The organism is Paraburkholderia aspalathi, assembly GCF_900116445.1.
In the GTDB taxonomy this organism is placed as follows: Bacteria; Pseudomonadota; Gammaproteobacteria; order Burkholderiales; family Burkholderiaceae; genus Paraburkholderia; species Paraburkholderia aspalathi.
In genome coordinates, this window is the sequence record NZ_FPBH01000006.1 from 162,347 (window position 1) to 183,899 (window position 21,553).

Sequence of the window (21,553 nt, forward strand, 5' to 3'; positions counted from 1 at the left end):
CATGCCCCAGTTGCAGTACGGCTCAATCACCATCGATTGGCTTTTCCAGCCCGACGCCGCTCTTAAGCGTCACTATGTAACGGTCGAGCGCGGTCGGCCTGTCCTGCTGCGCGGACCTTGGGTGGATGCGCCGAAGCAAGAAGCCTTGGTGCGGCGGCGTGCTCGCTGGATTCGCGAGAAGCTGGCCGTGGTCAACCTGCCGCAGGTCAGCGATGCCATCGTCACCGGCAGTCGACTTCGGTACTGCGGTCGGTCGTATTTCACGGAGGTGCGCCATGCACCGACCCTGTCACAACCCAAGCTGAGCTTCACGGCATCCCGCTTCGTTATCGAACACCCGGATGGAACATCCATCACGCCCGAAGCTCTTGCCCCTCTTCTGATGGACTTCTACCGGGAGCGCGCCCATGAGCGGCTGGTCTCACGGGTGCGGCACTGGGAGCGTAAATCGGGATTGCACGCTCGAGGAGTTCGCATTCGGGTGTTCCAAAGCCGCTGGGCCAGTTGCAATGCCCACGAGGTGCTGGAGTTCCATCCCCGGGTCATGGAGCTACAAGCCAGCATCCAGGAGTATGTGGTCATCCACGAGCTCTGCCACACGGTGGAAAAGAACCATACCAAGGCGTTTTGGGCGCTGGTGGCGCAACATATGCCGAACTGGAAGCGGCAGCACGAAGCACTGGAGGGCGCCGCGTTCGGTGACGCCGTTTAAAAATCAGCGACTCAAATTCTGGCGCTAGCGAGTCTTGCCGGCATCGAATCCGCACGCCGAATTTTTGGTGCCCAATGGGCCCATTATTGGGCGGTCCCCCCGAGCAAACACTGGGCTCTCGAGTTACTCGTCTGTCAGTCTTTTGATTTCGTTGCCACGTTCCAATGGACGTAGCCCAACGAGTCTACGTAACGGACGCGCCTCAGCAACTGCTCGGCAGATACCGGTTTCGCCTCCTGTTTATCAGACGAGGTGGCGCCGCCCGCGCCTAGCTTCGCGCGCGTGCGATAGTCTTCAGGTCGGTTTTTAACGACGGCCATCTAAACCTCCTTCAGAAAGCGGCGGATTGTCTTTTCGTCCATGGCCTTGATGCACCAGTCCTTCAGTTTTTGCGTAGTTTTTTCGGTCTGTCGCGTGGCTGTGGAGCTGCCATTGGGTGCAACAACTAAAGTGAAGGTTCGCTCACCGTCCGACTTCGTCCACGTGCGCGTGCCATCATCGTCAGTCGTATAGCTCCAGTCTAGTTCATTCCCGTCTAGGTTCGCCAAAGCGTTTGCAACCTCAATAACCGCCTTATATCGCTCATTGATGGACACTGCGAGACACTTTTTGACGATGGTCCGCAGGGTGTTGGGGATGTGCGCTGGAAACTGATGTCGGTCTGGAAACGCCGCTGTATGAACAGCTATGGCAAACTCCTCGGTAGTTTTGTATTCCCCAAACTGCTCGTAGAAGGTCGAATTACCGCAGCACATTCGGTACAGCGTCAGCCCGACCTGGTATACGTCAAATGCCGGTGTATGCTCGTCCTCCAGAAACGCCTCGGGAGGAATATTCTTCCAGTACATCAAAGGCTGTACCGCCTTTCCGCCAGCGTGCATCTTCTGGGCGAGACCGAAATCGGAAACTAGCGCCTCGTTACGGTTGGACAGCATGATGTTGTCAGGCTTGATGTCGAAATGAATCAAACCCTTCGAATGGATGTTGTGAAGGCCACTAAGAAGTTGAACGGAGTAGCGCACGATTTCGCGCACCGTCAGGAAGCGCTGCTCAAGTACCTTGTTCAGGGACCCCAACGGAAAGTAAGGCATTGCAAGATAGATGAACTCGTCATCTTCACACGCATAATGGATGGGTGCCACGTTGGCATGGTCACTCAGATACAGGATGCTGGCTTCGCGATAGTAGTGTGCGACGTCGTTCATCGAGTCTTTCCGGACACGCTTTATCGCAAGGTCAGCGTCGAGCTGTAAATCGTGTGCATGGAACACGGCTGAATTCTTGCCTTCAGCGCCGATTTCGTCGCCAAGCTGAAACCTGAGGTTCGCTTCGGTATGGGGATTAAGCATTCGCTGCTCCAATGGCCGTGGCGATTGCCTCACGTTCTTCCTTCTTGAGCTTCACCCAGCCTTCCACTTCTTCGTAGTCTGCACCCTCAAGCAGTTCACGTAGATGTTCGCGGCTCATCTTCAGCTTGGCAGCAATGCGCGCAATCTGGCCACAAAAGTAGCCTTCGAGTTCACTGCTTGCGAACGCTTCTTGAATAACACCCTCAAGCTCGATGCGCTCGATTGAGATTCCCTGAGCATTGCCCTCGGTGATGCGGATACCGGCTCGCTTCACGTCATATTCCCGGATGATGTCTAGAACGGTGTTTCTGACGTATTTCAGCTGTTCAGGCGTCTCCAATGCTTTGGGTACAACGATGCCTTCCATATCCACAATCTGCTTCTCGTCCGCGTCGTATACGACGAACGTGACGCGTTTCGGGGCAACGCGTATTCCAATCGTTCTCATTTTTCTCTCATATTGTGCAGGTGAGCATGTTGACCATCGAGCCAGATGTTCGACTCGGCTCAAGTATCCTCGCGCCCTTTGATATAACTGCATGCAATGCAAAATCTTGATGTGCCGGCGGTGAACTTAAGCGGCACGTCCGCGAGCGCTCCAATGAACTCCGGCGGATGCGTTATCGATTCACCCACGGCGCCCAAACTGCTTCCGTGCCGGGCAATTCAAGCAACGTCAAGACCCCGTACTGCCCGGAAGCGATTTTCATTTCCCGAAGTTTGGTGCCCGAGCTTGCGTCCGCAAACCAGACACTGGCAGGAACCGTCGCGCCCTCGCTTTCCCGAACCACTGACTCGTCCGCTGCAAGCGACGCCGCTGGAAGCTCGACGATGTGTTTGCGTGCTCTGAAAAACGCACCCGACTTACGAGCGCTCTCGCTCGAGTAGGACCAGCGCATGAAGCCATCGTTCGAAGCAATCAAAACGACCTTCTTGTCCGTTGCGCTTACCCACCTCAGCGCTGCGGCCGTGAGCGACACACCGTAGCGGGCCGCACAATCACCCAGTTGCTCAAAGTCGACCCTTGTCGATATTTGCTGCCTGAAGTCATCAAGAGGCATCAGCAGGTTCGCGGCAAAGCTGTCTGCTTCGATTTCGATTCGCCGCTCGTCCGCCTGCCAGTCGTCCATATCCTGGTCGGTGCAGTTGAACTCTGTTTGCGTGGCACGATGAAGGATGTAGTGCCCGAGTTCATGCGCCTGAGTGAATCGAACGCGTCCTCTGGAGCTGACGGCCTCGTTATAAATGAGAGCCCAACCGTTGCCCTTTCCAAGATATGACAGGCAGCCATCGAAGCCAGGAATGTCGGCCGCCACGACGCTGGTAATCGGGTCATGCCATTTGAATATTTCGTGGCAGTTCTTCGCGAGCGACTCGACATCAACCGGGAAACGCACGTCGCCATGAACCGTGCTCAGCTGATTGAGAAGACCCGTCAAGCGAAAAGCAGCCTTTGCAGGCGTCAGCACGTCTGTCTGCATCTTAGTTTTTTAGCGCGTCAAGAATCTTGCGAAGCCGTTCTTTTGCGTCTGCGTCCAGCTTCTTGTAGTTGCGGTAAAACGCCTCATCCAAGTGATGCTGCTCTGGCGCTTGTACATCATCTTCAACCAGATAGGCAGAACTCACCCCCAAGGCATCTGCCAAGGCCATGAGCTTTTCCGCCGATGGTCTCTGCGATTCACGATTCTCAAGTTCCCACAGATAACTCTTGCTCAAGCCTGCTTGCGCTGCCAGAGCCTCAAGGGTCAGTTTCTTTCCCTTACGCAACTCGCGAATCTTTTCGCCGAGCCGAGTGGCCATCGTAAATACCCCCAAAGATACACACTCAAAATATACCACGATTCCGAACTTTTCAAATGGCCAAGCCGGAAAAGCTCTTGACTTTCGGTGCAAACAGCGCAACACTGAGTCCGAAGTTCGGTACACCGGAAATTTACTGACACTTCTTGGCGTAATTCCGCGCCGTCAACTACGTTGTAAGGATTGAGATTATGACCAAGCATTACCCGAAAGGCCTAGATGGCCGTCAGCGCGACGCCAATGGCGAGATTCGCCACAAGCGCGGCGACACCCTCGTTCGTACGTTACGCAAGGAGTACGGCGAGGATTTCGCGAAAGGCGTGCGTTCGGACGCCCGTCTCGATACCGTGCTTGAGCGTACCGGGGCGACCTCTCTGAGCGAGTTGCTGAAGAAGGAGTGAAGCCGCTGAAAACAACATGTTTCACATCTAGAAAAATTGAGCGGAAAAAAAGTCATGTTATCAGGCAATTTTTACTGATAACATGACAACACATATTGTGCTTTGACGGGGTTTCGTCGCTAAATATGGTGTGCAAGACGCTTGACTGCACCACATGAACGACGCCGACTTGAACGCGACACTTGATGACCTTGTGGCACTGCCAGTGTGTTAGCTGCGATTGCTCGTCGGCAGCTTTCGAGCATCGGTGTTTGCGCGGTACGGCAACGTTTTCGAGTTTGAACTTGACACCTCGATGAGCATGCCCGCGTGCCAGCAGGGCTGACGGCAAGCACATGTACAAACAAATTATTCGGCCATACGCAGAGATTTTGGGCCCGAGAGTGAGAGCGACAAAATATGTCCGACCATGAATACTCCATCCTTGACCACGACCGGGGTCGGATTTTCCAGTACATCGGTACCGGCATCACTATTTTGGCTACGTTGTACGCGGCTAGTTGGGGGTTACTTGGGCAACTGGTGACGCGGATTTTTCCGTCCGTATGGGGTTTTGTTCCCAAAACTCTCGATAGCGGGGTTGCATTTGCGGTTTTGTACTTCGCATTTAACCGTTGGTTTTGGCGCAACTGGGTTTGTCGAAAGCTATTCGGCTTTCACAACGTCAGTGGTGAGTGGAGCGTTGCAGGGACGACGCTGGGGCCTGCCGAAGCCTTGCCGCAAGGAGGCGAGCCACGACAATGGGCGGGAAACGTAAAAATCAATCAGCAGTGGACAAAAATTGGCGTCCATCTTAGGACGAAAACCTCGGAATCGTTCAGCCTATCTGCGGCCGTAAAGGACCATGACGGTGAGGCATTGCTTATGTACTCCTATTCAAATGAGCCGGCGGCCCGGGCTAGAACAGCGGATGGCTTGCAGGTACACCGTGGGTACTGCGAGCTACGCTTCAGCGAGGATGGTAAGAGCGCGTCTGGTTGGTACTTCAATAACATGGGGCGGGTCACCTACGGCGAAATGGCGCTCACGAAAATCGACCGGAGAACATAAGATGGCAAGCAACTACACCCAGAAGCTCGAAAAGCTTCGCCAGCGCCGCGCCCCTACCAATCTCACAAAGAGCCTGACCGCTGGACTTACCTTCGATTCTGCCGAAGCCCGACATACAGTCGAGTCATTTGAGTCCAAAGGGAAGGGCGATGCAACACGGTACGCCCTAGGGTGCATGGCTGAGGTGCCGCCAGAGTACACGGAGATTTCCATCCGGGACGGGCAAAGAATTTCCGACCAGCTCACAAAGCAAACGGAATATGGCGTTCTTACCCGGCTGCAGGGCTCGGTACCGCTCAACATTCACATCTATGCCTCGTCCGATGTCGACCTCTTGGTGCTTGCAGATTGGTTTGTCACGGTCGACATACCTGTGGTTCCGCCAAATACATACAACTTCCGTCCGGGTCTGTCACCGGTGTCGGAACTAGGAAAACTGCGGTCGTTTTGCGAAAGATATCTGACCAGCAAATACCCAGTTGCTGATGTCGATGTATCAGGCGCTAAGTCCATCGCGGTGTCCGGCGGGTCACTCGCGCGGAAAGTTGACGTAGTTCCCGCGCACTGGGTCGACACATCTGACTACCAGCGGACAAAGAATCAAACGTATCGGGACGTTTGCATCTTAAACAAGACAGACGGGTCGACGATGTCGAACCGGCCGTTCCTGCATATGGCGCTCATCGAGCTGAAGGATAGCGCTTCGGACGGCTACGCCAAACGCGCGATTCGTCTGCTGAAGTGTTTGTCGCGCGACTCGGATGTCGAGATTAAGTTGAGCAGCTATGATATCGCTGGCCTGGTTTACCACATGAGCAATGACCAGTTAAAAGTGAACCAGTACTTGCCGCTGCAGCTGCTGAACCGCGTTGAGGAGTACCTTCGGTATCTGGAGGCGAACCCGTTTTATGCTGCGTCTCTTAAGGCGCCCGACGACACTCGCACCTTGCTGGACTCAGCAGACAAGGTACGTTCTCTCTCGGCGTTACGCCAAGAGCTGACAGACGCCATCGACAATGTTGCAGCAGAGTACAACACTGAGTTGGCTTACATCTTCGACCGGGCCCGCGCTGCGGAAGCAGCGCGCAAAACGCTGAAGGAAACGGTCATATTTTAAGTTGGCGAAAGCAGCAAGGTCCGTGAAAGTGCATGCGCCGCAAGCCTCGTTCCGACGCTGATTCGACCGCACTAGGTCAATGCGAAACAATAAGGTCTATCGCCTCGCCCACGGTCATCTCCGACATGTCCAACACGAGGTCTGCGACTTCAATCAGACTCCGTGCGGCCCTTTCGTTGTCGTGGGCAATGGCCTCGTCGTACGGCGCTGAATCTTTGTCATTGCCTTCGAGTCGCCGCTTCTCGTAACGGTCGCGTAGCACGACCTCAGGCGCCGTCAAGTGCACATGCCGAACGGTGGCGGGAGCCATACGCCGAAAATGTTCGACTTGACGGGCCTTGCGCACGGCGTCGACCAACCAGCGGTCTTGCGATGGTAGTGCGTCCATGCTTGGCTTCGCGACGTCATCGACTATCCAGCGATAGTCAGTTTCACGGTCGAGGCGGTCGCCCAATTCCTGCAAACTTCGGCGGTCTATCAGAAGGTTTTCCCGCCGTGCCATTTCCATCAGGAATCGGCTCGAGCGCACATATTCAAATCCGTGTTCCGATACCAAGCGCTCTCGAAGGGTCGTCTTTCCAACAGCAAGCGGGCCGCTAAGCAAAACAAGTCTCTTCGGGCTATCGGTCATCTGCTTCCCCTTATTCGAAGCTCGCTACCCTCCAACCACCTCGCATGGCGCGCGGTGTCGTGGTGTCTGCTCCCCTGTCTGCTGAACAGCTACCGCAATGGTACCTGCCGAAGTACTTCAGTGCCTTTGATTCGGCGGACCTCACGAACAAAGTTCGCGATGTCGGGAATGCTGTAGTCAACGACGACCTCGACCACTTCTTTGCGTGGTCCACCATCGCGATTGGTTGGGTAGTCTGCGACGCGCTTAAACGTATCCATGCCGCGAGCGTGAGGCATCGGAAAGGTGTTGCCGGAGTTCATGTGGCACAGCCAGACGCGGTCACCGTGCACTTCCATCAGTGACTTCGTGTCGATTGTGAGGACGTCGTGCTCCAGATTTCGGTAGCCACGCGCATTCAGCAGGCCGAAGAGCCGCCTTTCCTCGGCCCACATAAAGACCTTGTTGTTCAAAAATGCATACCATTCGCTGGGTGTTGTCCCATCTATCAGTGCCTTTTCGAGCCTCGAAGGATGCATTGGTTTCTGGTCGCGAAGCACAATGCGGTCCGCCTCTGTGCCGATAGCCACTTTCTCGGGACGATGCAAAATCTCGAGTGCAGCACGCACGGCGTCGGTCAGGTTATAGCGGTCAAGCGCCGCAGACGTGCTGAGCAGCCCTTTCCCCCTTATGTCAGGCCAGGTGTCTTTCTCGGCCATGTGGTATAGCACCGGATACCGCTCAATAAGAACAGACATTTCCATCTGTGTGACCTGCTTTCCCCTGACCTCACCACATTCGGCGGTCAATAATGTTTCGTTCGTTGAAGGCGGTGGATATCATCGAGACTGGCACTCCGCTTACTTTTTCTGCTTCCTCGATGAATCGAAGTGTCTCGGCATTCAACTGCTCGTAGCGGTATGCTTTCCGGTTATCAACACCGAAGTAGTCGGCAAACGTCAGTGCGATGTCGGTAGGTCCATTCAGTACCAAAGAGCGGCGCAGTTGCGCCCAGTCAAACTCGGCGATGCGTCGCGGGCGGTGGGTCGTCGAGGTTGTTTCCGTCCGCTTCAGCTCCTCCAGTAGTATGCCGGAGCGTTGTGCTATCTCCTCGACGGTAATTTCCTGGCTCATGTAGCCAGAAGTATTTCCCGTATCGGTGTCACCTACCCGGATAGGATAAGTGCGGCACACCATAATAATGCGCCTGACATGGCGCGAAGAAAGGCCGGCTTCGGCCAGGCATCCCGTTGCGGTAGTCACACGGGAAGTCACGTGCGGATAGTGCCCGTGGTGCAGGCTCAGCGATGTGCCTTGTGTGCCCTCGAGCATTACTTTCTTCCCGGACGACAGGCAGCTCGCGAAAAACTCGACGGAGTCGCGGATGTAGTGCTTCAATTCGGGGACGTCTTTAGCAAGCCGGACGTCAGTATCGGGCCTGCGGTTGAGAATCTTGCGGGCCGTTGCCATTCCCACGCCTTGGGCCGTTGACCCGATTGCCTGCTTGAGATTCCGTTCTTCCCACTCGATATCGAGTGCCTTATCGATAATCATGGCCTGAGGGTCAATGATTAGCTTGCGGTACTCAACATACAGTTGTCCGATTTCAAGGCGCAAGCGGTCAAGGCTAATTACCGCCCCGGCGCCGATGACGAGAATCGCATCGCTATTCGCTAACGCGCCCGACGGCAGTTGGTGAAACGTGTATGGTGAATCGTCCCGCCTGAAGACTTTATGGCCAGCGTTTGGGCCGCCCACGCGTACCAGTACGTCGTACTCTGGTGCGAGATAGTTGGCGATGTTGCCCTTTCCTTCGCTCCCATACTGGCCGCCAACCAGAACATCAACCAGCGGTTGCGCTATTACCGGTCGCACTTCCAGCCGGGCAGCAACACGGGCATAGACGTCATTAGCATTGCAGCGGTCAGTATCGATTACGACATCAGCGATGGCTTCGAGGGCCCTAATGTGTTTCGCGGAAAGTCCGGCAGAAAGTGACACGGATGATTGTGAAACGTTGGTCACACTGCCTGGGGCTGCTGTTCGAGCAGCTGATGCGCTGTCACTAGCGTTGAGGTGAACGTGAGTAACGACCCATCCGCTCAGCCTAAGAAAATGAATCTGTTCGACGGTCTGGACTGAGTCAATTACCCACAGCGGCGGAGTTTCTCGCTGTCTCGACTCGGCGAAGGCATTCGCTAACCAGCGACCACCAGTAGCGCGCTCGGTCCTTGCCAGAAGTCGCCTCATCTGTTCGGAGCTTTGCTCGGTTGAAGGAGCTTGAGCATGAAGCACGGCGTACGCGTCGAGGACCTCCGCTGACAACTTCTCGCTAAGAAGCATCGCCAGTGCCGACTTTCCGGACGCTGGTCTCCCGGACAACATGATGACTCTGGGCTTCATTGGCCCCTCTCAGAATATTCTTCTTGATGTCCTAACGCGGCAACGTGTAGACGGTTGCCGCTATGCCTTTTTCAACCAATTCTTCGGTAATCAGTTCTTTTACGACGTCCCAATTAGCGCCCCCGTGTCCGGTACCGACGCGCGGCATATGCACCGTCGCACCGAGACGTTGGGCCGTGTGCCGCACTTCGGCCAGGCAAGCAGCTAAGGCGGCATAACGCAGCCTTTGAGTTGGCGAGCGACCGAAACCTTGCTGCGCAACCATGTGGATTACGGTTGTCTCATCGTCGATTCTTCCCAGAAAGCTTTCGCCGAGCGCCAGCTTCGTCCTCACAGGACCGGCCGCATCCAGAAACTGAGACCAGATTTGCGGATACCTACGGCGCAGGTTCGACGCGAATCCGTTTCCTCCCCATTGGACAACGACGTCCGGGATGACATGAGCAACGATTTTGGGTCCTTCACCCCGGGGACTCAGCACATCTCCTTGCACCTCTGTGACGCGAGGTGGTTGCAATTCCCCAGCGGCCTCGGGAATCATGAGGCCTACAACGCGGGGGGCTAGACCGCCAGGGTATGGCGCGAGACCGATACATTCAACCCTCATGTACTGAGAGTCGGGGGTCCACTGCTCTTGACCAACCGCCGTGAAACCGATAGCTGTAGTATCCGTGATTGCTGAGCCGTCGGGCACAGATTGGCCTACCGATACGGGATTCTTCGACCCCGGCGCTGGAATACAGTAGTCAATCCGATATTGGCCATCTTCGTGCAACGAAGCACAAAACGCAGAGCACGGGGTGGTCGCAAGCTTGGTAAGTCGAATGAGGCACGCCTCGACCGATACGTCGAACTGCTTGCGTAGTTCTATAACCGACTGAATCGATAGCTCCTTGCCCACCAGCTGGGAAAAGCTGCCGAGCGGCATCAGCAATTCAGCTGCACCGATGTTGCAGAGAACTTCGAGCTGCCAGTTGTCCTTGGTCGGTGAGGGGCCTCCATCACGATGCCGCACATCTTCGGCGCAGTCAGCGAACAGTGTGTGCGCGACTTCATGCGCGATGGAAAACCTGACGCGTCCCCGGGGGCGCGTCGGATTATATTCAAGAAGCATGTTGCCGTCGGGCGCTGGAACCGTTCGCGCGTCCGGTATGTCACCTCGAGCCTCGGCTTGCATGCCCAGCCATTTGGCAAGCAACAAGGGGTCAAATGGTGGTCCGGACCAACCGTCATCCATTGCTCGGAGCACCAGTTGGCGTGCTCTCTGTTCCATTGTCTCTACAGGGTCCTTGCCATCGGCGAATGCGGTAACCGATGCGTTGGTCCAGTGAAATCTTGTCGTCATGGAAGGTGAGAGTTCGGAGTGGGTTGCGCGACAAAAAGTATCCTCATTGTACTCTTCGCGTGCGGCCATCCGACGGCAGACATCATCTGCCAAAGCGCCTTCAAATCGTTCACGCGCCTCACCTTACAACATCGCCCCCAGCCCTCGAGCCGGCGTGCACGACCGCCTTGGGTGCTTGCAGCGTCCATACGATAGTCTCGGGCGCGAAGCGCCGACGTTTACTCCCACCCGTAGTTCGCGCGGTCGTACAGGCAGGCCAACTTCCGGAACGCTGTTGAATAATTCGAGTTGCGAAACCGGTCGGCGTGCGCCGCGAGAAATTCATGGATGACTTCGTAATCGTCACGAGTCCACTCGGTGAACGGAAGATACTGCGCCACAATCTCCGGCGTGCATCGCTGAATCATCTCCGAGACGGTCAGGTCGCGGTAGTTGCGCATGAATCCTTTCGCCAAGCTTTTCGGCTTGAATGCGGCTGGCGTCAACTGCACGTACTTGTCGACGTCGAACCCCGATGCGGCATATTCAGCAGTGGAATTGATGCCAGCAGCCCGAAGTAAGAAGAACACGGGCAGATAGGTGAGCCCCTTCGACAGTCGGGGCATCGCCTCCTGAAGCACACGCCCCGCTTCGTAGCCCTTGTCCTTGAAAACCAGGTCGTCGAAGAGGTCCAGTGGTGTGATGCCTCGATACCCGACGTCGCCGAGGCGGCGGCGCTCCTCCTCCTCGCGTTCAGCCGCAACACCGACGCCGACGACAAACTCAATGTCCTGGCGCCCGTTGACCTGGTCCACGTCGACGACTACGAGTTTGCCATGCGGTTCGGTCGTCTTGACGAGCTCGTAAAGCTGTTCCTTGCAATACCGCAGCACCCGTGCCGGAATCTTCCGCTTCGTTGATTCGATGGCCTCATAAATCCCGACGAACGAACTCGCCTTGACCAGGGTGATGGGAATCTGGACCCGTTCGAGAGCGATAATGGTTTGCGAAATCGAATCGTCTTCGCCATCGCGCGCCCGCTGAACAAAAATCAGGTTGTTGTTGAGCTGCTGTAGTTTGTCCTGCCCGATGCAGGCGCAGATTGCCCGCAACAGCGAGATGATGTTGGGGTCGTTCAGAGAGTAACCCATGAAAATCACGGGATGCTCCACGAAAATCGTGATTAGCTTCGCCGCAAGGTAGGCATTGCGTTCATTGAAGTCCTGGTAGTCGTGGCTGGTGAGCACGAGACTCCGTGGCGTGTTCACGCAACCGTGAATCTTGTAGATTTCGCCGATTGACTGCGGGTTCGAGAACAGTAGTTCGTCTTGGCCCACGTACACGCGATAGTCCGGGAACAGGGACTGCAGGAATGTGTCCCAGTTCGTGGTGATGATGCCGTCGACGTTCAGCCGGCTCAAAGCCGCAATCTCGTCGCCGTACTTGCTCTGGCTCAGGTCAGCGAGGCCAACGCTCTTGAGGTAATCGCAAATCTCGACACGAAGCGGCCCGGTCCGGTCGTAAATGTTCTTCGAGTGCTTTTCACGGCTGGCCGCGTAGTCCTCTTGAGTCCACCAGACTTCGTGGAACTCTTCTGCCATCGTTGCTGCGACGGTCGGCAAGTCTCCGTTGGCCGAAGATAGGTAGTACTCGTACGGCTTGATGTGCCGGCAAAAGCGGCGAAGCAGGCCCGCCCAATCTTCCAATCCGAGGTATCTGCGCGAAAGTCCGGAGCCGGCAAAGAGAAAGGGACCGGCGTTATGAGCACGCAGTTGCGTTGCGAGAACTTCAGATATGGTCATGACTCGTCGCCGGAAAAGAGGTACGGACAGCGGGGCAAAGGGATTTTAGACTGTTGCCGCTCATTGACCTCAACGTTGCTTGTTCGTAAGGCCACGGTAGATTGCTATCCATCCGTCGAAGGTGCAACCCTTCCAGTCATGTTTTTCCAAGCGGTCGTTTGTTGTTCGGACTTCAACGGTTCCGCCGAACGGGCACGCCTTCAAGTTCCTCGTTGTAGAGGCCGAGCCGTCGACTTGCGTTCATCATCTTGTTCAAGCCATCTCGCTGTCGGTTCTTGCTGTCTTTCCTGTAGGCGAGCAACGCCGCCTTCGAGATTCGGCGATGGCCGCCGGGAGTGCGTCGAATCTCTCCTAGGGCGCCCGAGTTAACCAGGGCGTTGAGGTGCGTGCGCGAAACGTGCAAAAGCCGTGCAGCGGATTCGCTCGTGAGTTCGTCGTCATCGCCCTCAGGTTCTTCCTGACAAGACTCGACGGCTTTTCCGGTTACACCAGGAATGCTTCGCAGGTTCGCAGTGGTCAGTAGATGAGTTAGCAACGCTCTGCGCCGACGCGTCGACGGCCTGCGGTCCAGAAACGTCTTAACGAACACCTTTTCCACGTAAGAGGGAAGAGCTTGTTCGAGCAACCGTTCAAGTGACTTGCGGTCCCTTCTCGCGGCGACGTCCGGTTCGACGATGAGAGTGCGCAGCTCGGTGACCAGGGAGCTTGCGAAGTCATTCAAAGCGGCACGGGCGGCCCCGAGAAGCTCGGCATCAAGTTTGTCGGTGGCAGAGTCACGAGGACGCTTGGTCATGGAAACCTCCCGGGTCTGCTACATAGTTTAGTGAAATTCGCCAGAATCGTTAAATTCGTCAGTTCCGACCGAGCCAGGCTTCATCAGTCTGATGGCGGTCATGTTGAACTTATGTCCCGCCGCACAATGCTTGCGATACGGGTTCTCAACGGACTACCGTGTCCAAGCGGCGCCAATGCCAAGGGGTTTTCGTACTGCATCGGCAAGAACGCTTGCACTGAGCTTTCAAGACTGGCCACGCCCCGGATTGACGCTTCGCGCGAGCGGCTTCTCCTTTCGGTAGCTTTCCCGCGCCGAGGGGTAGGAAGGAAAGACCACTGTCGCAGCGGCGATTCCCGTCGCACCTGGCGGTCGCTCGAGCAGACCCTCCAGACCCCGGCGATGTGTAGGGGCGCGTATCAACTGGGCGACAAGTGTCGATTGCGGTCTTGTCATCACGCCGTAGGGTCGTGTAACATTTTCGTCGACCAGATACAGATGGTCGAGGTGAGAAGGGCGGCGCACCCCCACCGTGGAACGGACAGTTGGGTCCGATGGTAAAGTGCGAAAAAGTAAAAACTCACCTTTTGATTGAACGGCTGACTGAGGCCGGTGACCAAACGGTCATAAACCACGCGTCGATAACCTCCACCTCGAAGCGTCCTTTTAAAAGCCTGCTTGTTAGCGGGCTGGGATGCTTATGCTCAGAGCTTACGGAAGCGTTTCATATCGTCGTTCGCCGACCGATTCGGCGAGCGGTCGCACGGGGTGCCTGCAATGAGGCGCCCGCAATCCATCAAAGTCCAGTATGGCTCGCGAGAGCAACGCGTAGCGAGCGCAGACGCGGGTGTCCGGCGTGTCGCGCCGACGTTTGGTAAGGCGCTGTTCCTCACCTACAGCACGAAATCGACTGGCCAGCTCGTGGTCGAGTGCGACGCCGAGCGCCTGGTCGCTCACATGCTCACCTTGGACCCCAGAGTCCGAGCGTTCAAACCCCAGCCTTTCAAAGTCGACTTGATTGACCGACGTCTCTTGAAGACGCCGGAAGAAGTAGTCGAGGCGCGCCTCAAGCACAAGCACCGGGAGGGGCGGAAGTTCTACACCCCGGACTTCTCGGTCGACTGGCACAACCGCCCACGAAGCATTACGGAGGTGAAAATTGAAGGGCGCGTGCTCAACGAGGAAGACGAGTTAGCACTTGAACGGGCTTCGGAAATTCTGGAGGCACACGGATACCGGTTCTCCACGGCAATAATGCCCGCCAGCCCTAAGCATCCGCTACGCAGCAACCTTCCGCTGCTCAAGAAGGCGGCCTCTCGCAGTGACCTGTGGCCTTCTCCGGAATTGCTTCGAAAAATCGAGGCGGTCTGTACCGGTCGGCGCGTGACACTACGCATGCTATGCGCTGAACTCGACCTATCCCCCAATCTCGTACCGGCGCTGCTTGTTAGTGGCGCTGTTGGCGCCGACGTGGTGCGGAACGCCATTCACGGGGAAATGATATTGGCGCCCGCTTTGGGCGACCTGAGCCATCTTGAATTGCTCGAGGAAATCACGTTATGAAGCGTTCCCTGCTACATAACGACGAATTGCGCGAGCAGGGCAAGGAGACTGCGCGCTGGCAAGTGGTTGACCCGACGCCGCGCGATGGGTGGATAAAGGTATTCGACCGTGAAACGCATCAGGAGGCATACAAGGCCCTATCGGAAATCAGCGACGGCATCGCTGACGACCGGCTGGTGCTGGTCCGACATCGGGCCCCGCGTGTCAGCGCGGCGGCGCAGGATGACCCCGAACTGGACAAAGAACTGCAAGCGGCGCAGGCGTGCCTGCGCAAAGTCGAGCAGACTCAGAAGAAGTACGGAGTCAGTTTTCGAAAAGCGTGCGAGATTGCCGAGGAAGAACACAATCCTGAGGCTGACTCCGCAGACCCATTTCCGTCTCGAGCCACCCTTTATAGATATGCCGAGGCAAGACGAAATGGCTTGCCGCTGTTGCGAGGTGACAAGAACAAGGGGAATCGCAAGCAAAGGTATGACCAGCAAATCGTTGACCTGATTTGCAATGCGGCAAAAGCTCTCTTCCTGAAGCAGGGGTCAAGGTGGACTTTAGTCGACCTCGCCGAGTACGTAAATGACCGAGCCCGAGAGTCAGGGTGGCTCGCTTCAGGCAAACCCATCAGTCGCCGGTTCGTCGCGAAAACGATTCTCCTCAATCTAAGTGCCGACCCGGAAATCGACCGGATGGACCCCAAGGACGTCGCAGCCGCGAAGTCCATCGCGAAAAACCGCATCATCGTCGCTCTGCCGTTTGACCGGGTGGAGCAGGACGCTTTGCACTTGCCATTTGTTGTAATGACCCGGCATGGCGCGACTAGCAACGTGTACCTGGTTCATGCCATCGATTGCTGCACCGGTCTCCCCGTCGGCTGGCACATGGTAATTGGCGCCGCGACCGAGTCCGACGGACTTCGATGTGTCGAATCTATCCTGTTTTCGAAGAGGACCCGGCTGGCGAAGCTCGGTCTGGCTTACGACCTTGACGTCTTCGGCGCGCCGCACCAACTGATATTCGACAATGGCCCGGAGACAAAGGGCGAACGGATGGACAGGCTGACCCGTCTCGACATCGACCCCATGCATTGCAAATCGCGTCATGCGCACGGGAAGCCGTTCATTGAACGGCTGAACCGGTCGCTCAAGGATGCCCTGCAAACGCTCCCCGGCTGCACCCGCGTCGACGGCAAAGATGGTCAGCGTGACCCGGTCGCGCTGGGCGACAAGCTGATGTCGGAAGAGGAACTGGAACAGTGGATTGTCCGCTGGTATTTCGAGGACTGGGCAAATACCGAACTCGAGCGCCATGTACGCAGCGATTTCCGCGATATCACGAAGTTAGGTAGCACGCCAGCGATGCGCTGGAAGAGCCTGACGCAGGAACACCTCTTTGCCATGCCTTTACCGCCGCCCAGGTCGGAGTGGCTAATGACGTTATACGAGCATGAAGTCAGGACCTTGAGCCGCAAGACGGGCATCTCCTGCAGAGGCTTCAATTACAAGGGGGACAACCTGCCCTACCTGCTGAACAGATACGGCGAAGTGCCACTCGGTGTGTTGGTCAACCCCGACGACTATCGGCAAATATATATCGACGATGGCCCTGACCGGCCACTTGTCGCGTTGACGGAGGAGTTTGTCGATGAGACGACACCTGCGTACTCCTTCGCTCACGTTAAGGAACTCCTTAAGGACACGATACCGATGAGTAATGAGTCACCCGTGAAAACGGCATTTCGTCGTGACGTGCATACACATGCCATTGCATCGACGGGAACGCCAGCTTCGAAAAAGCAGAGCAAGGCCGAGAAGAATCGGGCGACCGCTAACCGCGTCAAGGAATCCATGGCCATCCGTCGCGCCGCCGAGAACCCAATCCCACCAAGGAGCGATATCCCTCGTGCGAGCGACCTAGGGTTCGAACAGCCGTCCTTCGATAATGTGCCTCCGCTGGCAGTGCTGAATCGAGTCGACGGAGAAAAACAGAAGTGAATCAGGCTCAGAAACTTCGGAAAAGTATCGAAGGCTGCGAACTGCAGCACCTCGCGTTTAAGGAGCACCTCGATGTGCTCACGAGGTACATCGCGGATGCGAAAGACGGCTATGCATCACGCATCGAATGGATTGTGGGGCCATCACGCGTGGGCAAATCGATGCTCCTCAACGCGCTTGCGCGGGCCAATCCAGAATCGAAACCCGATGGCAAGCGGCGGGTGCCCGTCCTGGTTGTGCCCGTGTTGCCCAATATCTCGCCTCTGCTGCTCCCCAGCAGCGTCCTGTCTGCGTTGGGTGTTCCTCTACAGCAGAAGGGCCTTACCTCGGGGGTGATGTTCAATCGCATGGTGGACCAATTGCGACTTGCAGCGACGCGGGTTCTATTGTTTGAAGAGGCGAGTCACCTCGTTGAACCCGGGGCCAGGGTTCCCCCGCGAGCGGCAGGAGACTGGTTCAAGTCTCTCGCAGACGCTCTCAACATCACCATCATGATGTTCGGCGTGCCTCGGCTGGCGAAACTGTTTGAGAGCAACCAACAACTGCGTCTGCGCGCTTCGGCAAAAAGGGAGTTCAGGCCTTACGACTATCGCAGCCAGTCGGACCAGACGGCGTTCGCGTCATGCGTACGCACTTACGCTGACCTGTTCAGCGAATTCGGCTGGCCCATTGAGCTTCCTCTTGGATTGCTGGTGACCCAGTGCTATCTGCTGACTGGCGGCCTGGTGGGTGTGTTGAGCAAATTCATGCAGGAACTCGCTAGCCAGCTGAGGTATGAAGCACCTCGCCCGCTGACCATGGAAGACTGCCTGCTCGCGGCCGGCGCAATCGAGGCCGCCGGACATCCGGACTTTCCCGCCTTCGTGAGGTCTGAGGTCCCACCGATTGAACTCACTACCGCTCATGCCTACGTGCTGGAGACTAACGGCATGTCGATGAAGCGCATCGTCACCCCTTCAGGAGATGTCCGATGAGCCTGGTCAGCACCTTCCCCCCGTTCGACGACGAGTCAGGATTCGGTTACTACAGGCGTCTTGCCGCGAACAATGCTCTCTGGGGATGGCGCGAGCTGGCGGGCCTCGCAAACGTGACGCGCGGCCGGAGCGCGCTTCTCGGACATCCGGACCATATCGCCGCAGAGCTGGGTCTCGACGACAAGTGGTCCCGCTTCGCAAGCCGGCAGGAAAAGCAATGCCGTAGCTGGCGGGGGCTGCATCGTTCGCAGTCCGACGCCGTATGCCCGGCATGCCTCGCCGATGAGGTGTATCTGAGACATTACTGGGAACACGCGTATGTCACCGTCTGTCCGGTTCACAGTACGTTGCTCGTTGACCGTTGTGAGGGGTGTGGCGACCATCTTTCGACGAATCGCGAGCGCATTGAGCAATGCGCGTGTGGGCACGACCTGCGCACTTTCGTGGCCGTTGCTTCGGCGCCGTCCCAGCGTTGGTTATCCACGATGATTGCGAGCGACGGGCGTTCGTCGAGCAGTGTCTCTCCGAAGCTTCGCCACGTGAAGGTTGACGCGTTGTGCGCGCTAGTGCGAATCCTCTGCCTGCATGCCGACCCGTCGACGCCTCCACCTCGTCGAAGCGCTGCAAGCCCGAAATCTGTTTCACACGCTGTTGAGTTCCTCGCTCCGCTCGAACGCCTGCTAGTCGACTGGCCAATGGGATTCGAAAAGCACGTCGCAGAGCGTATTGCGGCTGGCAATGCGCAAGCTCGTACGCTGAATACGCTGCTCGGGCAGTGGTATGTGTCCGCGAAAAAGATTTGCCAGGGAAATGCACTTGAGCCGTTTCTCAAAGTCGTCATCGAAGTAGCTGCCAAAAATTTCGACGGTGTGCTCGGCCTGGATGTTGCGAAGGAAATCGCAGTTGATGTCACCGAGTATGTTCGGCTTCCCGACGCAGCCAAGGGCATTGGTGTCAGTCGGGACCGACTGCTCAAGGCTGCAAATGCCGGCGAATGCATGTACCGAACTCGCCGGCTGGGCACGAGGGGGCTCGTCTACGAAATCCCGGAAGCAGAGATTGAACGCATCAATCAACGACGCAGTGAATGGGTCAGCGACACGCAGGCTTGCGAAATCGCGAAGGTGCCTCAATCGGTTCTCAATCATATGGTCCACGCTGAGGTCATTGCCGCTGACGCGAACTGGAGGCATGACATCCACAAAGGCGGACCGATTCAGTTGCAGTCGTTACAGAGCCTGTTTGAAAACGTGAAGCGGTTCGCGAAGGACGACGCACAAAACGATGACGAGCGCATGACTCTGGCAGAGCTGACAAGCCGGCGTATGGGCGACAAGAGGGCGATTCAGACAGTCATGAAAGCTATCGCCGCCGGCAAGATGGTTGCAGTTGCTCGCGGACGCCATCTCGGCCAGATGGCGTTCCTGCGTTCCGATGTATCAGGGTACTTTGGTACACCCCTGCTCGAGTCGGGCATGTCGGTTCAGCAACTGGCGAAGTCTACCGGCTGGAAGTGGGAGAGCATTGCTTACTGGATAAACGTTGGCTTGCTGGAGTCGCGGGAAATCATGCTGCGCGGGCAACCATGCCGAGTTGTATCACCTCAACACCTGCTTGCGTTTCGGCAAACCTACGTCCCGCTTGCCGACCTCGCAAAAGCCATGGGTACCACGTCATCATCGCTTTCCACCACGCTCACCGGCGTCGATATTGTCGGGGCACTGTTGTTGTCGAACGGTTCCAGAAGAGGCGGTCTTGTTCTAATGGCCGACATCGGACGACTGGCGGTCGTCGGTGCGCGGGCCAGACGTGCCTTTGCTTCGGCGGACTCTGGTAGCCAATCACTGACATAGATAGGAGGATGCCGTGCGGTACGTTCCAGACGATTTTCATCGTGAATCGTACGACGCGTCGTTAGCCGGCTCGCAGCCTGCAGCGGAACGAGCTCGAGTTGCGCGAAAAACGCCCGTTCCTCTCAGATGCGACGAGGGCCTGACATGAGACAGGTGCTTTTTCTCGACTATGACGGCGTGCTGCATCGAGGCGATAGCTACGTTACACCACATGGCGTTGTTAGCAGCGCACCAGACACGATTCAACTATTCGAATTTGCGCCGACGTTACTTGAGCTGCTTGAGCCGTGTCCGCAAATCGAAATTGTCCTTTCAACCGACTGGTGTCTCCGCTTTGGATTTGAGCATGCGCGCGATTCGATTCCCCTGGAGGGTCTGCGCCAGCGCGTGACCGGCGCTACTTACGAAGCAGAGCTCGAGGATTCAGCGTTATGGCCGACCCGTCAGCGAGGTGTCCAGATTCTCCGCTATGTCCGGCGTCACAGCATTGTGTCGTGGCTGGCTGTCGACGACCGGCTCGATGGATTTCAGGGTTACTACGACCGGCTGGTTCACTGTCAGACCGATTCGGGACTGGGCGACCGGGCTGTCATCGAACTGTTCAGCTCGCGTCTGGCTGAGCGATTTGGCGGGAGGCCTCTTGTCTGAATTCTTGTTGTTGGCCTTTTGGTCAAGCTGATATTGGAACTCTAAATCCGATTATGGAGACGACAATGATGTTTCGCGAGGGAGTCGAGCGACAGGCGCTGGTAGCGCGTCGTGAGATGGTGCGCAGCAGGGAGTTGCTCACTCGGGCTGAGTTCTGCACGCGACTTGGTGTGAGCGAGAGGAGAATTGCAAGGATGGTCGCAACTGGAAGCGCGTTCTCGATAGAGGTCGATGGTGTCGAGTATTTCCCGGCCCTCCGAGCTAATCGCGAAAGATGGCCATTGGCTCGAATGGCCATGCTGAACGCCTGGCCCCGCGACAACCGGCCGACACAGACTTTCGGCGTCAGCGCTTGTCATCATGCGTAAGGCGACACCGCGTTGGTTGGAAAAAATGCTGCGCGATGCACTGCGAGCGCGTCGACAGATGATACGCGACGGCGAACTCCTGCCCGAAGATGAATTTCGTCGACGGCGGAGAGTCACGCCGACTCAGCTGGCACGTCTGAACGCGAGCGGTAGCGTATTTTCGATTGAGGTAGAGGGGAACGCCTATTACCCACGTTTGCTCGTCGACCCGATACACAACTTGCAGCGCCTGGCGTACGTATGTCGTATTTTGTGGCCTGCTTCCCCGGACTCCCGACTCGACTTTTTAACGTCGGAAAATGGCGCACTGGGCGACATCACACCGTTGCATGCGCTGGCAAACGACGACAGCTATCGAGAATTGCTAACTGTTGCTAGAGGCTGGGCGTCAGAATTTTCCCGGACGACAGTGAAAATCTGCGCGGGCGAATTTATTCGTGGAATTGAGTTGCCCACCGTATGCACCGGCGTAGCCGAGATTGACCCCCGCAAAAACATATGGCGTCGAGCAATGGAGGCACTTCAAGAAGGAGCAAACTTGCGGCCAGCCGGTCCGTTTTGTCGAGCGAAGGCCGCGACCGTCTTCGTTTCTCGAAGCACTGCAGGGAAACCTGGCGAGCTGATGGAGGCCAGGCTTGACGTGATTGTTATCAGGGGCCTGGCACACACCGGGGTAGTGACCGGCAACGCACCTCGCTGTGACCTAAGCCCGGTGAGCGTCGAGAAGGTCGATGACGTTGTTACTGTTATACGGAAAATTTTGGCGGCGTGCGGATGAAAATACGCATACACGCTGAACGCCTTGCGGAGCAGCGGCGGATT

Annotated in this window: 21 protein-coding genes; 10 read left to right on the top strand and 11 right to left on the bottom strand. The window is 56.7% G+C overall.

Features of this window, described 5'->3' with window-relative positions:
* The first annotated feature begins 1 nt into the window (after position 1).
* Positions 2-712 (top strand): YgjP family zinc-dependent metalloprotease, encoded by a 711-nt coding sequence (locus BM438_RS12445; protein ID WP_093634560.1) that lies wholly within the window; start codon positions 2-4, stop codon positions 710-712.
* 134 nt (positions 713-846) lie between these two features.
* Here the strand turns inward: BM438_RS12445 and BM438_RS12450 are convergent, their stop codons facing one another.
* The 5 genes from BM438_RS12450 to BM438_RS12470 all read right to left on the bottom strand — a co-directional run bounded on the left by BM438_RS12450 (position 847) and on the right by BM438_RS12470 (position 3,861).
* Positions 847-1,032, bottom strand: coding sequence for a hypothetical protein (locus tag BM438_RS12450; protein WP_093634561.1), 186 nt, complete (start codon positions 1,030-1,032; stop codon positions 847-849).
* Positions 1,033-2,061, bottom strand: coding sequence for a serine/threonine-protein kinase (locus BM438_RS12455; protein WP_093634562.1), 1,029 nt, complete (start codon positions 2,059-2,061; stop codon positions 1,033-1,035).
* Complete coding sequence (locus tag BM438_RS12460; protein ID WP_093634563.1) at positions 2,054-2,509, bottom strand: hypothetical protein; 456 nt, start codon at positions 2,507-2,509, stop codon at positions 2,054-2,056. The genes BM438_RS12455 and BM438_RS12460 overlap by 8 nt, the downstream gene beginning before the upstream one ends.
* A gap of 172 nt (positions 2,510-2,681) precedes the next feature.
* Complete coding sequence (locus BM438_RS12465) at positions 2,682-3,530, bottom strand: ImmA/IrrE family metallo-endopeptidase (protein WP_244179357.1); 849 nt, start codon at positions 3,528-3,530, stop codon at positions 2,682-2,684.
* A 13-nt stretch (positions 3,531-3,543) separates the two neighbouring features.
* On the bottom strand, positions 3,544-3,861 hold the full coding sequence (locus BM438_RS12470) for a helix-turn-helix domain-containing protein (protein WP_093634565.1): 318 nt from the start codon (positions 3,859-3,861) through the stop codon (positions 3,544-3,546).
* A gap of 191 nt (positions 3,862-4,052) precedes the next feature.
* Here BM438_RS12470 and BM438_RS12475 point away from each other — a divergent pair, with 191 nt between their 5' ends.
* The 3 genes from BM438_RS12475 (at position 4,053) to BM438_RS12485 (ending at position 6,429) form a co-directional block, all read left to right on the top strand.
* On the top strand, positions 4,053-4,262 hold the full coding sequence (locus BM438_RS12475) for a hypothetical protein (RefSeq protein ID WP_093634566.1): 210 nt from the start codon (positions 4,053-4,055) through the stop codon (positions 4,260-4,262).
* Between the two features lie 399 nt (positions 4,263-4,661).
* A complete protein-coding gene (locus tag BM438_RS12480; protein WP_093634567.1) occupies positions 4,662-5,312 on the top strand; it encodes a Cap15 family cyclic dinucleotide receptor domain-containing protein in 651 nt (216 codons plus the stop codon).
* Between the two features lies 1 nt (position 5,313).
* Positions 5,314-6,429, top strand: coding sequence for a hypothetical protein (locus BM438_RS12485; RefSeq protein ID WP_093634568.1), 1,116 nt, complete (start codon positions 5,314-5,316; stop codon positions 6,427-6,429).
* Positions 6,430-6,505: 76 nt separating this feature from the next.
* On the opposite strand, the gene BM438_RS12490 is transcribed toward BM438_RS12485, so the two are convergent.
* From BM438_RS12490 to BM438_RS12515, 6 genes are all read right to left on the bottom strand, one after another.
* On the bottom strand, positions 6,506-7,060 hold the full coding sequence (locus tag BM438_RS12490) for an AAA family ATPase (protein ID WP_093634569.1): 555 nt from the start codon (positions 7,058-7,060) through the stop codon (positions 6,506-6,508).
* A gap of 89 nt (positions 7,061-7,149) precedes the next feature.
* Complete coding sequence (locus BM438_RS12495; RefSeq protein ID WP_093634678.1) at positions 7,150-7,803, bottom strand: DUF7002 family protein; 654 nt, start codon at positions 7,801-7,803, stop codon at positions 7,150-7,152.
* Positions 7,804-7,828: 25 nt separating this feature from the next.
* Positions 7,829-9,442 carry an adenylosuccinate synthetase gene (locus tag BM438_RS12500; RefSeq protein WP_093634570.1) on the bottom strand — a complete coding sequence of 538 codons (1,614 nt, stop codon included), beginning with the start codon at positions 9,440-9,442 and terminating at the stop codon, positions 7,829-7,831.
* A 31-nt stretch (positions 9,443-9,473) separates the two neighbouring features.
* Complete coding sequence (locus BM438_RS12505; protein ID WP_167378376.1) at positions 9,474-10,715, bottom strand: ImmA/IrrE family metallo-endopeptidase; 1,242 nt, start codon at positions 10,713-10,715, stop codon at positions 9,474-9,476.
* A 290-nt stretch (positions 10,716-11,005) separates the two neighbouring features.
* Complete coding sequence (locus BM438_RS12510; RefSeq protein ID WP_093634572.1) at positions 11,006-12,568, bottom strand: SIR2 family protein; 1,563 nt, start codon at positions 12,566-12,568, stop codon at positions 11,006-11,008.
* Positions 12,569-12,740: 172 nt separating this feature from the next.
* The gene (locus tag BM438_RS12515; RefSeq protein WP_093634573.1) at positions 12,741-13,361 is read right to left on the bottom strand and encodes a helix-turn-helix domain-containing protein; all 621 of its coding nucleotides are present in this window, start codon (positions 13,359-13,361) and stop codon (positions 12,741-12,743) included.
* Between the two features lie 756 nt (positions 13,362-14,117).
* On the opposite strand from BM438_RS12515, the gene BM438_RS12520 reads away from it, so the two are divergent.
* The 6 genes from BM438_RS12520 (at position 14,118) to BM438_RS12550 (ending at position 21,509) form a co-directional block, all read left to right on the top strand.
* Complete coding sequence (locus tag BM438_RS12520) at positions 14,118-14,903, top strand: hypothetical protein (RefSeq protein WP_093634574.1); 786 nt, start codon at positions 14,118-14,120, stop codon at positions 14,901-14,903.
* Positions 14,900-16,888 carry a DDE-type integrase/transposase/recombinase gene (locus BM438_RS12525; RefSeq protein WP_093634575.1) on the top strand — a complete coding sequence of 663 codons (1,989 nt, stop codon included), beginning with the start codon at positions 14,900-14,902 and terminating at the stop codon, positions 16,886-16,888. Before BM438_RS12520 ends, BM438_RS12525 begins: the two co-directional genes overlap by 4 nt.
* The gene (locus BM438_RS12530; RefSeq protein ID WP_093634576.1) at positions 16,885-17,862 is read left to right on the top strand and encodes a TniB family NTP-binding protein; all 978 of its coding nucleotides are present in this window, start codon (positions 16,885-16,887) and stop codon (positions 17,860-17,862) included. Before BM438_RS12525 ends, BM438_RS12530 begins: the two co-directional genes overlap by 4 nt.
* On the top strand, positions 17,859-19,715 hold the full coding sequence (locus tag BM438_RS12535; RefSeq protein WP_093634577.1) for a TniQ family protein: 1,857 nt from the start codon (positions 17,859-17,861) through the stop codon (positions 19,713-19,715). Before BM438_RS12530 ends, BM438_RS12535 begins: the two co-directional genes overlap by 4 nt.
* A 144-nt stretch (positions 19,716-19,859) precedes the next feature.
* A complete protein-coding gene (locus BM438_RS12540) occupies positions 19,860-20,363 on the top strand; it encodes an HAD domain-containing protein (protein WP_244179358.1) in 504 nt (167 codons plus the stop codon).
* Between the two features lie 384 nt (positions 20,364-20,747).
* Positions 20,748-21,509 (top strand): hypothetical protein, encoded by a 762-nt coding sequence (locus BM438_RS12550; RefSeq protein ID WP_143131701.1) that lies wholly within the window; start codon positions 20,748-20,750, stop codon positions 21,507-21,509.
* Positions 21,510-21,553: the final 44 nt, after the last annotated feature.